Source organism: Pseudomonas sp. Pseusp18 (assembly GCF_059506005.1).
In genome coordinates this window covers 637,550-650,498 of sequence record NZ_CP169240.1, presented here as the reverse complement: position 1 = coordinate 650,498, position 12,949 = coordinate 637,550, and the positions used below count along the sequence as shown (strand labels likewise).

Annotated in this window: 12 protein-coding genes; 8 read left to right on the top strand and 4 right to left on the bottom strand. The window is 60.7% G+C overall.

Features of this window, described 5'->3' with window-relative positions; genetic code table 11:
• Together ACEN9A_RS02775 and ACEN9A_RS02770 are read left to right on the top strand one after the other, a co-directional pair.
• Positions 1–1,107 (top strand): ABC transporter permease, encoded by a 1,107-nt coding sequence (locus ACEN9A_RS02775; protein ID WP_105340358.1) that lies wholly within the window; start codon positions 1–3, stop codon positions 1,105–1,107.
• Positions 1,107–2,033: an ABC transporter permease gene (locus ACEN9A_RS02770; RefSeq protein ID WP_258672297.1), complete on the top strand. Its 927-nt coding sequence runs from the start codon at positions 1,107–1,109 to the stop codon at positions 2,031–2,033. The genes ACEN9A_RS02775 and ACEN9A_RS02770 overlap by 1 nt, the downstream gene beginning before the upstream one ends.
• Here ACEN9A_RS02770 and ACEN9A_RS02765 read toward each other — a convergent pair.
• A complete protein-coding gene (locus ACEN9A_RS02765) occupies positions 2,030–2,443 on the bottom strand; it encodes a hypothetical protein (RefSeq protein WP_258672296.1) in 414 nt (137 codons plus the stop codon). The genes ACEN9A_RS02770 and ACEN9A_RS02765 overlap by 4 nt on opposite strands.
• 92 nt (positions 2,444–2,535) lie before the next feature.
• On the opposite strand from ACEN9A_RS02765, the gene ACEN9A_RS02760 reads away from it, so the two are divergent.
• The 5 genes from ACEN9A_RS02760 (at position 2,536) to ACEN9A_RS02740 (ending at position 8,227) form a co-directional block, all read left to right on the top strand.
• Positions 2,536–3,222 carry an SDR family oxidoreductase gene (locus ACEN9A_RS02760; RefSeq protein ID WP_258672295.1) on the top strand — a complete coding sequence of 229 codons (687 nt, stop codon included), beginning with the start codon at positions 2,536–2,538 and terminating at the stop codon, positions 3,220–3,222.
• A gap of 191 nt (positions 3,223–3,413) precedes the next feature.
• Positions 3,414–4,772, top strand: coding sequence for an 8-oxoguanine deaminase (locus ACEN9A_RS02755; protein ID WP_258672294.1), 1,359 nt, complete (start codon positions 3,414–3,416; stop codon positions 4,770–4,772).
• Positions 4,773–5,007: 235 nt separating this feature from the next.
• Complete coding sequence (locus ACEN9A_RS02750) at positions 5,008–6,090, top strand: BMP family ABC transporter substrate-binding protein (protein WP_258672292.1); 1,083 nt, start codon at positions 5,008–5,010, stop codon at positions 6,088–6,090.
• 136 nt (positions 6,091–6,226) lie between these two features.
• Positions 6,227–7,192 (top strand): 2-oxoglutarate and iron-dependent oxygenase domain-containing protein, encoded by a 966-nt coding sequence (locus ACEN9A_RS02745; RefSeq protein ID WP_258672291.1) that lies wholly within the window; start codon positions 6,227–6,229, stop codon positions 7,190–7,192.
• A gap of 81 nt (positions 7,193–7,273) precedes the next feature.
• Complete coding sequence (locus ACEN9A_RS02740; protein WP_007940157.1) at positions 7,274–8,227, top strand: adenosine deaminase; 954 nt, start codon at positions 7,274–7,276, stop codon at positions 8,225–8,227.
• Positions 8,228–8,282: 55 nt separating this feature from the next.
• Here the strand turns inward: ACEN9A_RS02740 and ACEN9A_RS02735 are convergent, their stop codons facing one another.
• From ACEN9A_RS02735 to vimR, 3 genes are all read right to left on the bottom strand, one after another.
• The gene (locus ACEN9A_RS02735; protein ID WP_258672290.1) at positions 8,283–9,665 is read right to left on the bottom strand and encodes an MFS transporter; all 1,383 of its coding nucleotides are present in this window, start codon (positions 9,663–9,665) and stop codon (positions 8,283–8,285) included.
• 136 nt (positions 9,666–9,801) lie between these two features.
• A complete protein-coding gene (locus ACEN9A_RS02730; RefSeq protein ID WP_258672288.1) occupies positions 9,802–10,536 on the bottom strand; it encodes an ArsR/SmtB family transcription factor in 735 nt (244 codons plus the stop codon).
• Positions 10,537–10,852: 316 nt separating this feature from the next.
• Positions 10,853–11,782, bottom strand: coding sequence for a transcription regulator VimR (gene vimR, locus ACEN9A_RS02725; protein WP_019651868.1), 930 nt, complete (start codon positions 11,780–11,782; stop codon positions 10,853–10,855).
• Positions 11,783–11,901: 119 nt separating this feature from the next.
• Here vimR and ACEN9A_RS02720 point away from each other — a divergent pair, with 119 nt between their 5' ends.
• Positions 11,902–12,915, top strand: a complete 1,014-nt coding sequence (locus ACEN9A_RS02720) for a zinc-binding alcohol dehydrogenase family protein (RefSeq protein ID WP_258672285.1) — start codon at positions 11,902–11,904, stop codon at positions 12,913–12,915.
• The last annotated feature ends 34 nt before the right edge of the window (positions 12,916–12,949 follow it).

The following is a 12,949-nucleotide window of genomic DNA, read 5'->3' as shown; positions in this document are numbered from 1 at the left end:
ATGCTGCTTTCTCTAGAACCCCGTGGCCAGCAATCGCGCCTGATGTTGTGGTGCTCGCCGTTGCTGGCGGCTGTGTTGACCCTGGGCTGTGGCTCATTGTTGTTTATTGCGCTGGGCCACGACCCATTGCTGACCTTGCACACCCTGTTGATTGCACCGATCAGCGACCTGTATGGCGTCTCCGAACTGTTGGTCAAAGCGTTGCCGATTCTGCTCTGTGCATTGGGCCTGGCAGTGGCGTATCAGGCAAGGATCTGGAACATCGGCGCCGAAGGTCAGTTGCTGCTCGGCGCCTTGGCCGGCAGTGCGTTGGCGGTGAACATCATCGGCCTGCAAAGCCGTTGGGCGCTGGTGTTGATCCTGCTCACCGGGACCCTGGCCGGTGCCGCGTGGGCCGGGCTGACCGCATGGTTGCGCACACGCTTCAACGCCAATGAAATCCTGACCAGCATCATGCTCAATTACATCGCTTTGAACCTGCTGCTGTTCTGTGTCCACGGACCGCTGAAGGACCCGGCCGGGTTCAACTTTCCGGAGTCGGCGATGTTTGGCGATGCCAGTCGTTTGCCGTTGTTGATGGAGGACGGTCGGGTTCATGCGGGCGTGTATTTCGCCTTGCTCGCGCTGGTCGCGGTATGGGTGTTGTTGCAAAAGAGCTTTGTCGGTTTCCAGATCAAAGTGCTCGGGCTGGACAAGCGCGCGGCGGGTTTCGTCGGCTTTCGCGAGAAGCGGCTGATCTGGCTGGCGCTGCTGATCAGTGGCGGCCTGGCGGGGCTGGCCGGGGTTTGCGAAGTCACCGGGCCCATCGGCCAACTGGTGCCGCAGGTTTCGCCGGGTTATGGCTATGCGGCGATCACCGTGGCGTTTCTCGGGCGGTTGAATCCCATCGGCATTCTGTTTTCCAGCCTGTTGATGGCGCTGCTGTACATCGGTGGCGAAAGCGCGCAGATGAGCATGAACCTGCCGCAAGCCATCACTCAATTGTTCCAGGGGATGATGCTGTTTTTCCTGCTGGCCAGTGACGTGCTGATTCTCTACCGACCACGTTTGAACCTGCGCTGGGTACGGCGCACCTCGACCACCGCCGTACAAGCAGGAGCCTTGTGATGGATATCGATCTGCTGAGCAATATTTTCTATGCCATGGTTCGCTGTGGCACACCGCTGTTGTTGGTGGCGTTGGGCGAGTTGATCTGCGAGAAGAGCGGCGTCCTCAATCTTGGGCAGGAAGGCATGATGCTGTTTGGGGCGGTGATCGGTTTTATCGTCGCCCTGAACAGCGGCCACCTCTGGCTCGGCGTGTTGCTGGCGATGTTCGCCGGGATGCTGTTGTCGTCGCTGTTCGCCCTGGTGGCGCTGGTGTTCAACGCCAACCAGGTGGCGACAGGGTTGGCGTTGACGATCTTCGGCGTGGGCCTGTCGACCTTCGTTGGCGCTGCGTGGGTCGGCAAACCGTTGGCGGGTTTCGAGCCGCTGGCGATTCCTTATCTGAGTGAAATTCCGCTGATCGGGCGGATGCTGTTTGCCCAGGACCTGCTGGTGTATCTGTCGTTTGCCCTGTTTGCGCTGGTGGCCTGGGTGATTGTGAAAAGTCGCGTCGGGTTGATTATTCAGGCGGTCGGCGAAAGCCCGGACGCTGCCAGTGCGATGGGCTTGCCGGTGTTGCGCGTACGCACGCTGGCGGTGCTGTTTGGCGGGGCGATGGCGGGGTTGGCTGGGGCATATTTGTCCTTGGCCTACACGCCGATGTGGGCAGAGAACATGAGCGCCGGTCGCGGCTGGATTGCCCTGGCGCTGGTGGTGTTTGCCAGTTGGCGAGTGTGGCGGTTGCTGCTTGGAGCGTATCTGTTCGGTCTCGCCAGCATCCTGCATTTGGTGGCGCAGGGCTTGGGGCTGGCGATCCCGTCGAGTTTGCTGGCAATGCTGCCGTATGTCGCGACCATTGTGGTGTTGGTGCTGCTGTCCCGGGATGCTGTGCGCACACGATTGTATGCGCCGGTGTCGTTGGGGCAGCCGTGGCGGGCGGGGCATTAAATGGTGGCCCGTGAAGGCGTCCGAACCGGCAACACCTGAGCCACGCCCCACGCCAATTCAAAGAACAGGAAAATCGCCAATAGCGAACTCGCCCCATGGGCCAGCGCATAAGCCTGCCAGGCCGAAAACAGAAACCTCCCCACCGCGTCATATCGCCCAAACATCTGCTGCGGATCGCGAATCCGCAGCACGGCCCATACGCACACAATCGAGCCCAACAGATTCGCCATCAACATGTGCACCGGCTCGAACGGCGGTAGCTCGCCGGGCAGATTGAAAGTCTGACTCAGGTTTAACAGCACGCCATGCAACGCCGTAAAACTCCACGGCGTGGCAAATGCCGCCGTGACGATCAGGTCGTACCACGCGCTGCCACGCACCAGTTGACGATATTGCGTTGAAGTCCACATTGGCATTGCTCCATACATTCAGGGAGCAACAAGGCTAAAGCCTGGAGTATGCTCCAAGGTCAAGCCCTCTCGAGACATCAAGGAAGCCATTCATGTCCACGGCAAAAACCGCACTCATCATCGGCGCCTCCCGGGGCCTGGGCCTCGGGCTGGTGAAAACCCTGCTGGCCGACGGTTGGCAAGTCACCGCCACCGTGCGCAACCCGCAGAGCGCCGAAGCCTTGCAGACGTTGGGCAAGGTACGGATCGAAAAACTCGACATGGACGATCAGCAAGCGGTCATCGCCCTCAGCCAACAGCTCAAGGGCGAAGTGTTCGACCTGTTGTTCGTGAATGCCGGGGTCAAGGGGCCGGAGGTCCAGACACCGGGTGGCGCAACCCTGGCCGAAGTCGGTCAACTGTTCTTCACCAACGCCGTGGCGCCGATCAACCTGGCCCAGCGCTTCGTCGCGCAGATTCGTGAAGGCAGTGGCGTGCTGGCGTTCATGAGTTCGGTGCTGGGCAGCGTGACCATGCCCGACGCGCCGGAGCTGGCGCTGTACAAGGCCAGCAAAGCGGCGCTGAACTCGATGACCAACAGCTTCGTCACGCAATTGGGCGAACAGAAACTCACCGTGCTGTCGCTGCACCCGGGCTGGGTGAAGACCGACATGGGTGGCGAAGGTGCCGACATCGATGTGGAAACCAGCACCCGCGGGTTGATCGATCAGGTGAATGCGTATGCTGGCAAAGGCGGGCATCATTTTGTGAACTACCGGGGTGAAACCATTCCCTGGTAACACTACCTCCCTGTGGGAGCTGGCTTGCCCGGCTCCCACAGGTTTTTGCATCGTCTGGTCGCGTGAGGCTTGCCCGTAACACGGTTTTGTTCGAAACTCCGCACCTCGCCCCCCGCGGCGACCCTGGATCAGCAGACAGGGCAACACTGAGCTGGCAACCCTGAACCCCACTTTCAGAGGAGCCGGCCACTATGCCTGCGACCCGTACCTGGTTAAAAAATCCCCTCGCCATTTTCACGGCCAACGCGCTCGATGCCCGTGGCGGCCTGGTGCTGCAAGACGGTTTGATCGTCGAAGTGCTCGGCGCCGGCCAGCAACCGTCCGCCCCCTGTGGACAAGTCTTCGATGCCCGCGAACACGTGATCTTGCCGGGGCTGATCAACACCCATCACCACTTCTATCAAACCCTGACCCGCGCCTGGGCGCCGGTGGTCAATCAGCCGTTGTTCCCGTGGCTGAAAACCCTCTACCCGGTCTGGGCGCGACTCACACCGGAAAAACTCGCCCTCGCCACCAAAGTCGCGTTGGCCGAGTTGCTGTTGTCCGGCTGCACCACCGCGGCCGATCACCATTACCTGTTTCCTGAAGGCCTGGAAAATGCGATCGACGTGCAGGTCGAGAGTGTCCGCGAACTGGGCATGCGCGCCATGCTCACTCGCGGTTCAATGAGCCTTGGTGAAAAAGACGGGGGGCTGCCGCCGCAGCAGACTGTCCAGGAAGGCGAAGTGATTCTCGCCGACAGCCAACGCTTGATTGCCGAGTACCACGAACGGGGTGACGGCGCGCAAATCCAGATCGCTTTGGCGCCCTGCTCGCCATTTTCAGTCACCCCGCAAATCATGTCCGCCAGCGCCGAACTGGCAAACACCCTCGACGTACGCCTGCACACTCACCTGGCCGAAACCCTCGACGAAGAAGACTTCTGCCTGCAACGCTTCGGCCTGCGTACCGTGGATTATCTGGACAGCGTCGGCTGGCTCGGCCCACGCACCTGGCTGGCCCACGGCATTCATTTCAACCCCGACGAAATCGCCCGCCTCGGCGCGGCCGGCACCGGTATTTGCCATTGCCCGAGTTCGAACATGCGCCTGGCTTCAGGGATTTGCCCAACCATCGAGTTGACCGACGCTGGCGCGTTGCTGGGCCTGGGCGTGGACGGCTCAGCGTCCAACGATGCCTCGAACATGATGCTCGAAACCCGACAGGCGCTGTACATCCAGCGCCTGCGTTATGGCGCAGAGAAGATCACCCCGGAACGCGTATTGGGCTGGGCCACCAAGGGTTCGGCGCAGTTGCTCGGGCGCAGCGACATCGGCGAACTGGCGGTGGGCAAGCAAGCGGATCTGGCGCTGTTCAAACTGGATGAACTGCGCTTCTCCGGCAGCCATGATCCGGTGTCGGCGCTGTTGCTGTGCGGCGCGGACCGGGCAGACCGGGTGATGATCGGCGGCAAGTGGCGAGTGATCGATGGGCAGGTTGAGGGGCTGGATCTGAAAGGGTTGATCGCCGATCACAGTCAAGCGGCTCGGCAGTTGATCGCCGGCACCTGACACACTCCCCCGCTCCCACAGTTTGAGTGAGCTGTCCGCACCAGCGGATGGCATGAGTTGGAGCCTCTGCACCGGGTTGGCTCCGGTGATGATTGAACATCAAAAGATCGCAGTCTTCGGCAGCGCCTACAGGGGCGTGAGCTGCCGAAGGCTGCGATCTTTTTATTTTGTTGTCCTGTTGGTCAGTAATTTGCATTGACCCGGTACACCTCACAACAAAATGGAGTTCCAGTTCATGCACAAACGTCCGTTGAAGCAGCTGCTTTGCGCTGTCGCCGCAGCCATCGGTCTGAGCGCCAGCCTGACCGCCAGTGCTGCCGCCCCGCTGAAAGTCGGCTTCGTCTATATCGGCCCGATCGGTGATCACGGCTGGACGTATCAGCATGAACAGGGACGCAAGGCACTGGCAGAGAAGTTCGGCGACCAGATCACCACCAACTACGTGGAGAACGTCGCCGAAGGCGCCGATGCCGAGCGGGTGATCCGCAACATGGCCAAGGACCAGTACGACCTGATCTTCACCACGTCTTTCGGCTACATGAACCCGACCCTGAAAGTTGCCAAGCAATTTCCCAAGGTGACCTTCGAACACGCCACCGGCTACAAGCAGGACAAGAACCTCGGCACTTACCTGGCACGCACTTACGAGGGCCGCTACGTCGGCGGTTTCCTTGCGGCGAAGATGACCAAGACCAAGAAAATCGGCTACGTCGCTTCCTTCCCGATTCCAGAAGTGATCCGCGACATCAACGCCATCCAGCTGGCCCTGAACAAGTACAACCCGGGCACCGAGATCAAAGTGGTGTGGGTCAATTCCTGGTTCGATCCGGGCAAGGAAGCCGACGCCGCCAATGCGCTGATCGATCAGGGCGTGGACGTGGTGTTCCAGCACACCGACAGCCCGGCGCCGATCCAGGCGGCAGAACGGCGTGGCGTGTATGCCGTCGGCTATGCATCGGACATGGCGCACTTCGGGCCGAAAGCGGTGTTGACGTCTATCGTCAACGACTGGGGCCCGCACTACATTCAGGCGACCCAAAGTGTGCTCGACCATGCATGGAAACCCCAGGATTACTGGGGCGGTTTGCAGGAAGGCACGGTTGAGCTGCCAATCAGCGACCTGGTGCCGGCCGCAGTGAAAACCGAAGCCGAGCAGATCATTGCCGACATCAAGAGCGGCGCGTTGCATCCGTTCACCGGGCCGATCAAGGATCAGGCCGGCGTGGAGAAAATCCCGGCGGGCGTGAGCGCGACCAATGCGCAACTGGCGTCGATGAACTACTACGTGGAAGGCATGAAGGCCGAGATGCCGAAGTAAATTTCCGTCAGTGGGACCGCCAGGATCGCAGCCTTCGGCAGCTCCTACAGGATTTCGCATTCCCCTGTAGGAGCTGTCGAGCAAAGCGAGGCTGCGATCTTTTGGCCCCAGCACAAAACCTCGCCTGGAACCGTCAATGAACCAACTCCCGATCATCGACATCGCCCCGCTCTACAACGATGACGCTCTAGCCTGGCAATCGGTCGCCACAGAAATCGACCACGCCTGCCGCGAATGGGGCTTTTTCTACATCAAAGGCCACCCGATTTCGGCAGAGCGCATCGGTGCCGTGCTCGACCATGCCCAACGCTTCTTCTCCCTGCCCGCCGCCGAAAAACTCAAGATCGACATCACCCAGACCCGCCACCACCGCGGCTATGGCGCCATCGCCACCGAACAACTCGACCCGAGCAAACCCAGCGACCTGAAAGAAACCTTCGACATGGGCCTGCACCTGCCCGCCGATCATCCCGAGGTGCTGGCGGACAAACCCCTGCGCGGACCCAACCGTCATCCGTCGATGCCCGGTTGGGAATCGCTGATGGAGCAACACTACGTCGACATGCAAGCACTCGCGCAAACCCTGCTGCGAGCCATGACCCTGGCATTGGGTATCGAGCGTGACTTCTTCGATAGCCGTTTCAAAGAGCCGGTCAGCGTGCTGCGGATGATTCATTACCCGCCACGTCACACGGCCAGCTCCTGCGATCAGCAAGGCGCCGGCGCCCATACCGATTACGGCTGCATCACCCTGCTCTACCAGGATGCCGCCGGCGGCTTGCAAGTGCGCAACGTAAAAGGTGAATGGATCGATGCGCCGCCGATTGAGGGCACGTTCGTGGTCAACCTCGGCGACATGATGGCGCGCTGGAGCAACGACCGTTACCTGTCGACGCCACATCGGGTGATCAGCCCGCTGGGAGTGGATCGGTACTCGATGCCGTTCTTTGCCGAGCCACATCCCGACACCCCCATCGAATGCCTGCCCGGTTGCCAGGACGAACAGCATCCGGCGAAGTATCCGGCCACCACCTGCGCCGAATTCCTGCTCTCGCGCTTCGCCGACACCTATGCTTATCGACGGGAACAGGAAGCCGTGTAATGAACCGGCTGGTCAGGTTTTACTCATTGTTTCGGCGGGCATCTGTAGAATGCCCCCATTGCACTTGATGAGATTTCAAAAATGTACGACTGGCTGAACGCTCTGCCCAAGGCAGAATTGCACTTGCACCTGGAAGGTTCGCTGGAGCCTGAGCTGCTGTTCGCCCTGGCCGAACGCAACAAGATCGCCCTGCCGTGGAGCGACGTCGACACCCTGCGCAAGGCCTACGCCTTCAACAACCTGCAAGAGTTTCTCGACCTGTATTACCAGGGCGCCGATGTGCTGCGCACCTCCCAGGATTTCTACGACCTGACCTGGGCCTACCTGTTGCGCTGCAAGGAACAGAACGTGATTCACACCGAACCGTTCTTCGACCCGCAAACCCACACCGACCGTGGCATCCCGTTCGAAGTGGTGCTCAACGGCATCGCCGCCGCATTGAAAGATGGCGAACAGCAACTGGGGATCACCAGCGGTTTGATCCTCAGCTTCCTGCGCCACTTGAGCGAAGACGAAGCGCAGAAAACCCTCGACCAGGCGCTGCCGTTCCGTGATGCATTCGTGGCCGTGGGCCTGGACAGCTCTGAAATGGGCCACCCGCCGAGCAAGTTCCAGCGCGTGTTTGACCGTGCCCGCCACGAAGGCTTCCTGACCGTGGCCCACGCCGGTGAAGAAGGCCCGCCCGAGTACATCTGGGAAGCCCTCGACCTGCTGAAAATCCAGCGCATCGACCACGGCGTGCGCGCCATCGAAGACGAGCGCTTGATGCAGCGGATCATCGACGAGCAGATCCCGCTGACGGTGTGCCCGTTGTCGAACACCAAGCTTTGCGTGTTCGATCACATGTCCCAGCACAACATTCTCGAGATGCTTGAGCGCGGTGTGAAGGTTACGGTGAACTCCGATGACCCGGCGTACTTCGGCGGCTACGTCACCGAGAACTTCCACGCGCTGTACACCGATCTGGGCATGACCCAGGATCAGGCCAAGCGTCTGGCGCAGAACAGCCTGGATGCGCGGTTGGTGAAACCTTAAAGGTCACCCGATAAACCTGTGGGAGCGGGCCAGCCCGCTCCCACAGGTTGGGTGATTAATTGATGATCACCGGCTCGCTCAATTCTTCCAATGTCTTGCCCCGGGTCTCCATCCCGAAGATCCACACCACTGCCGCCGCAATCGCAAAACACATCGCCCCCAGCGCAAACACCCCACCCTGCCCCGTCATCGGGAACACCAGCCCGGTCACCAATGGCCCGAGCAGCGAACCCACGCGGCCGATGGCCGAAGCGAACCCCGAGCCCGTAGCCCGTGCCGACGTCGGGTACAACTCCGGGGTGTAGGTGTAGAGCACCGCCCACATGCCGAACAGGAAGAACTGCATCAGCAGTCCCGATGAGATCAACAGGCTGACGTTGCCGCCGAACACCGCGCTCTGACCATAAAGAAACGCCATCACCCCGCCGCCGAGCAAGGTCACGACGCACACCGGTTTGCGCCCCCAACGCTCCACCAGCCAGGCGGCCATGAGGAACCCGGGAATCCCGCCGAGGGAAATCAGCACCGTGTAATACACCGACTGGGTCACGGCGAAACCCGACTGTTGCAGCAGCGCACTGAGCCAGGACGTCAGGCCATAGAAACCCAGCAAGGCGAAGAACCACACGCTCCAGATCATCATCGTGCGCCGGCGATACTGCACCGACCAGATTTCCCGCAGCGCGGAGAAGAAGTTGCCCGGTTGACTCGCCACCCGTGGCAGGCGAATCGGCTCAGGCAGATCCGAACGGCCCAATGAAGCCCGAACCCGTTCTTCGATGCGGTGTAAAACCGTGTCCGCGGCATCATGATGCCCGGCCTGCTCCAGCCAGCGCGGCGACTCGGGAATGAAAAAACGAATCGCCAGGACGAACACCGCCGGCACCGCCAACACCAGAAAGATGTCGCGCCAGCCAATCACCGGCAACAGGAAGTACGACAGCACCCCGGCCGCGACGAAACCGAGCGGCCAAAAGCCGTCCATCAATGCGATGTAACGCCCACGCCGCTTGGCCGGAATCAGCTCCGACAGCATCGACTGCGCAATTGGAAACTCCATGCCCATGCCGATCCCCAAGAGGATTCGGAACAATGTCAGCGTTTCGACATTCTGCGCCGTGGAGCACAGATAGCTGGCGATGCCCCACAACACAATGCTCCACTGGAACACCGGTTTGCGCCCGAAGCGGTCGGCCAGCATGCCGGACAGCGAGGCACCCACCACCATGCCGAAGAAACTCGAACTGGCCAGCAACCCGGCCTGCGCCGTGCTCAGGCCGAACTCGGTTTTGATTGAGCCGAGCAGGAAGGTCATCATCGCCAGGTCCATGGAGTCGAAGAAAAACGCCAAGGCAATGATGATGAAAATGATGCGGTGATAACCACTGATGGGCAGCCGTTCCAGTCGTTCCGCCGCGCTGAAGCTTCGTGTTTCCATGCCACATTCCCCCAATCCGAAAGTCCCCGGATCGAGTGTGCGCGATAGTGACTGGGGGTTATTGCTGGATACGACCTGCCCACAGCTCTGAACGACGCCTGAAGCCCAGAATCCCGGACATCGCCCCCCAATGGCTCTAAAGCGCCATTTCCAGCTCGGTTTCCTTGGCGAAACGATGGATTTCACGTTGCCCCGTGGCCGTGATCTGCAAGGCTCGCGAATCGCTGGGCAGGCTCAACCAGCCGGACTGCATGAACAGTTGCAACAAGGCCGCTCCCAAGGAACCCCCCATGTGCGGGCGTCTTTCGCTCCAGTCCGGGCACGCGCAGGCGACTCTGCCGTTGCGATGGGCCAGCGCCTGGATGAACACACCGCGTGCTGCCAATTGCGTGGAACCCTTGTGAGTGATCATGACACGCTGATCGAGCTGCTCGATCCAGCCGGCATCCAGCAGACGCTGGTAAAGATCGGCGGCCAGGGTACCGCCCAGATGGTCGTCACAAAGCCTGGCCCGTAGCAGTGACGAAGGCGCCGACTGAGGTTTGGCGATAGGGCTCGTGCGCTTGAACACCTCTGGAATATCCCGAGGCGCGCTGGCCAGGGTAGCGCTGGCCAAGGCTTCTATCGCGGCGCCGACTTCGGGCGCGGCAAGCCGGAAAAACCGTTTGCGCCCACGGGTTTCGACTTTCAACAGACCGCCGGTGGACAAGCGCCCCAGATGCGCACTGGCCGAAGACGGCGACAGGCCCGCCAGCAACGCCAGCTCCTCAGTGTGCCGTGCCGTGCCGTCCATCAAGGCCCACATCATTGCGCTGCGCTTTGGGTCAGCCAGCAACGTGGCAATCTGGCTGATGCAAGGTGCAAGTTCCATGTATTCACTCCCTGTTGAATCGTTTCGTCTACTGCTCAGAGTCATCATGACCAGTAATGTGTCTTCGGCCAAGACGCGTAAACCGCCATAAGCCGGGCAAAGCCACCCACTCACCCAGGCCATTGCTTCGCGGGTGCAGCGAAGGTCCGGTGATGACCGTAGGGTCTGACCGACTCGAACGTGGACTCGCCATTGCGAGGTCGACGGCGCGTACATGAGGCGGGCGCTAGTATAAGCGGGTTAACCGCCGGTTCCTGCCCTCGGGAATCCATTGGTGGTGATAGTTCCTGACAGAAATTTCGCTATTTGCCTGCGACTAATGATCGACACCCGATATCGTCGGAAATTGACTGCTTATCCGAGCGCATCGGCTGGCAAGCATTTCCCGCAAAAGGTTCACCGGCTTACTCAATTGTGCGCGATGGGCGCACAGTAAATTCAGCGGTGCGCGCTCACAGAGCAATTCAGGCATCAGCACTTTCAAGCGACCGGCGAGCACATCGGTGGCGACATCGAGCCAGGACTTATACGCAATCCCCGCTCCCGCCACGGCCCACAGCCGCACCACATCGGCATCGTCACTGAAGCGATCGCCGCTGACGGTCAGGCTCACCTCACGTTTGCCGTCGTGAAAACTCCAGTGATCGTGGACCCGGCTACCGAGCATAAACAGCAGGCAATTGTGCTGCGCCAATTGCTCCAGCTGCCGTGGTTCGCCATGTCGGGCCAGATAACTCGGCGCAGCACACAGCACGCGACGGTTCTGCGGCGCGATGGGCAACGCCACCAGGCTCGAGTCTTCCGGCTCGCCGTAACGCAGGGCGATGTCCACCGGTTGGCGGAACAGGTCGGCGATGCGGTCGCCCAACAGCAACCGTACGGTGAGTTTCGGATGCTCGCGCTGAAACTCGTCGAGCCATGGCAACAGCAGGTTGCGCCCGAAATCCGAAGGCGCCGACAGCTGCAAAATCCCACTGACCTGATCCTGCCCACTGGCCAGCAAACGGCGGCCCTCATCGAGATTGCTCAAGGCGGCCCGGGCGTACTCCAGAAAGCCCTCGCCTTCGGCCGTCAGGCGCAGGCTACGGGTAGAGCGGGTGAGCAAGCGTGCGCCAAGTTGTTGTTCGATGCGCTTCAACGCCGCGCTGGCCACCGCCGCCGACATATCCATCCCCCGAGCCGCCGCCGACAGACTGCCCAGGTCCGCCGCCCGAACGAACAACTGCAAGTCATCGAAACGCAACATCTTCAGCCCCGATTATCAAAAAAATGTTGAAAGAGACTGCTCTTTTAGCGGGTTTTATCTTGCAGAGAAATAACCAATCATCTGTGCCATCGAAATCCTCTCTCTCCCAGGATCCCACTATGAAAGCCATTGCCTACTACGCCTCCCTGCCGATCAGCGACGAAAAATCCCTGCAAGATATCGAACTGCCAGAACCGGTCGCCGGCCCGCGCGACCTGTTGGTGGAGGTCAAAGCCATTTCGGTCAACCCGGTGGACACCAAGATTCGCCAGAACGTACAGCCTGAAGGTGGCGCGGCCAAAGTGCTGGGCTGGGACGTGGCGGGTGTGGTCAAGGCTGTTGGCAGCGAAGTGACCTTGTTCAAGGCCGGCGACAAGGTGTTCTACGCCGGCTCCATCGTCCGTGCCGGCGGCAACAGCGAGCTGCATGTGGTGGATGAGCGCATCGTCGGCCATATGCCCAAGACCCTTGGTTTCGCCGAAGCCGCCGCCCTGCCGCTGACCGCCATAACCGCGTGGGAACTGTTGTTCGAACGCCTGCAAATACGCGAAGGCAAAACCGATGAGGGTCAGAGCCTGCTGATCGTCGGTGCCGCCGGGGGCGTTGGTTCAATCCTCACGCAATTTGCCAGCCAGCTCACCGGGTTGAAAGTCATCGGCACCGCGTCCCGTGCCCAAACCCAGAGTTGGGTACGTGACCTGGGTGCCGATCAGGTGATCGATCACACTCAGCCGCTGAGTGAAGCACTCAAACGTGCCGGGTTCGAGCATGTGACCCACGTCGCCAGCCTGACCCAGACTGACCAACACCTGGATCAATTGGTGGAGGCATTGGCGCCGCAAGGCAAACTGGCGCTGATCGATGATCCGAAGGCGCTGGACGTGACCAAGCTCAAACGCAAGAGCCTGTCGCTGCACTGGGAGTTCATGTACACCCGCTCGCTGTTCGAAACCGCCGACATGATCGAGCAACACAAACTGCTCAACCGCGTCGCCGGGCTGATCGATGCCGGCACACTGAAAACCACGGTCGGTGAGCACTTCGGAACCATCAACGCCGCCAACCTGCGTCGCGCCCATGAACTGCTGGAAAGCGGCAAGTCCAAGGGCAAGATTGTGCTTGAAGGGTTCTGACCCGAAGATCAAAAGATCGCTGCGCCAGCGATCT

Excerpts from the sequence above, each read along its gene's own strand:
- ACEN9A_RS02775 (WP_105340358.1), top strand. The coding sequence starts at position 1 with ATGCTGCTTTCTCTAGAACCCCGTGGCCAGCAATCGCGCCTGATGTTG.
- ACEN9A_RS02770 (WP_258672297.1), top strand. The coding sequence starts at position 1,107 with ATGGATATCGATCTGCTGAGCAATATTTTCTATGCCATGGTTCGCTGT.
- ACEN9A_RS02765 (WP_258672296.1), bottom strand. The coding sequence starts at position 2,443 with ATGTGGACTTCAACGCAATATCGTCAACTGGTGCGTGGCAGCGCGTGG.
- ACEN9A_RS02760 (WP_258672295.1), top strand. The coding sequence starts at position 2,536 with ATGTCCACGGCAAAAACCGCACTCATCATCGGCGCCTCCCGGGGCCTG.
- ACEN9A_RS02755 (WP_258672294.1), top strand. The coding sequence starts at position 3,414 with ATGCCTGCGACCCGTACCTGGTTAAAAAATCCCCTCGCCATTTTCACG.
- ACEN9A_RS02750 (WP_258672292.1), top strand. The coding sequence starts at position 5,008 with ATGCACAAACGTCCGTTGAAGCAGCTGCTTTGCGCTGTCGCCGCAGCC.
- ACEN9A_RS02745 (WP_258672291.1), top strand. The coding sequence starts at position 6,227 with ATGAACCAACTCCCGATCATCGACATCGCCCCGCTCTACAACGATGAC.
- ACEN9A_RS02740 (WP_007940157.1), top strand. The coding sequence starts at position 7,274 with ATGTACGACTGGCTGAACGCTCTGCCCAAGGCAGAATTGCACTTGCAC.
- ACEN9A_RS02735 (WP_258672290.1), bottom strand. The coding sequence starts at position 9,665 with ATGGAAACACGAAGCTTCAGCGCGGCGGAACGACTGGAACGGCTGCCC.
- ACEN9A_RS02730 (WP_258672288.1), bottom strand. The coding sequence starts at position 10,536 with ATGGAACTTGCACCTTGCATCAGCCAGATTGCCACGTTGCTGGCTGAC.
- vimR (WP_019651868.1), bottom strand. The coding sequence starts at position 11,782 with ATGTTGCGTTTCGATGACTTGCAGTTGTTCGTTCGGGCGGCGGACCTG.
- ACEN9A_RS02720 (WP_258672285.1), top strand. The coding sequence starts at position 11,902 with ATGAAAGCCATTGCCTACTACGCCTCCCTGCCGATCAGCGACGAAAAA.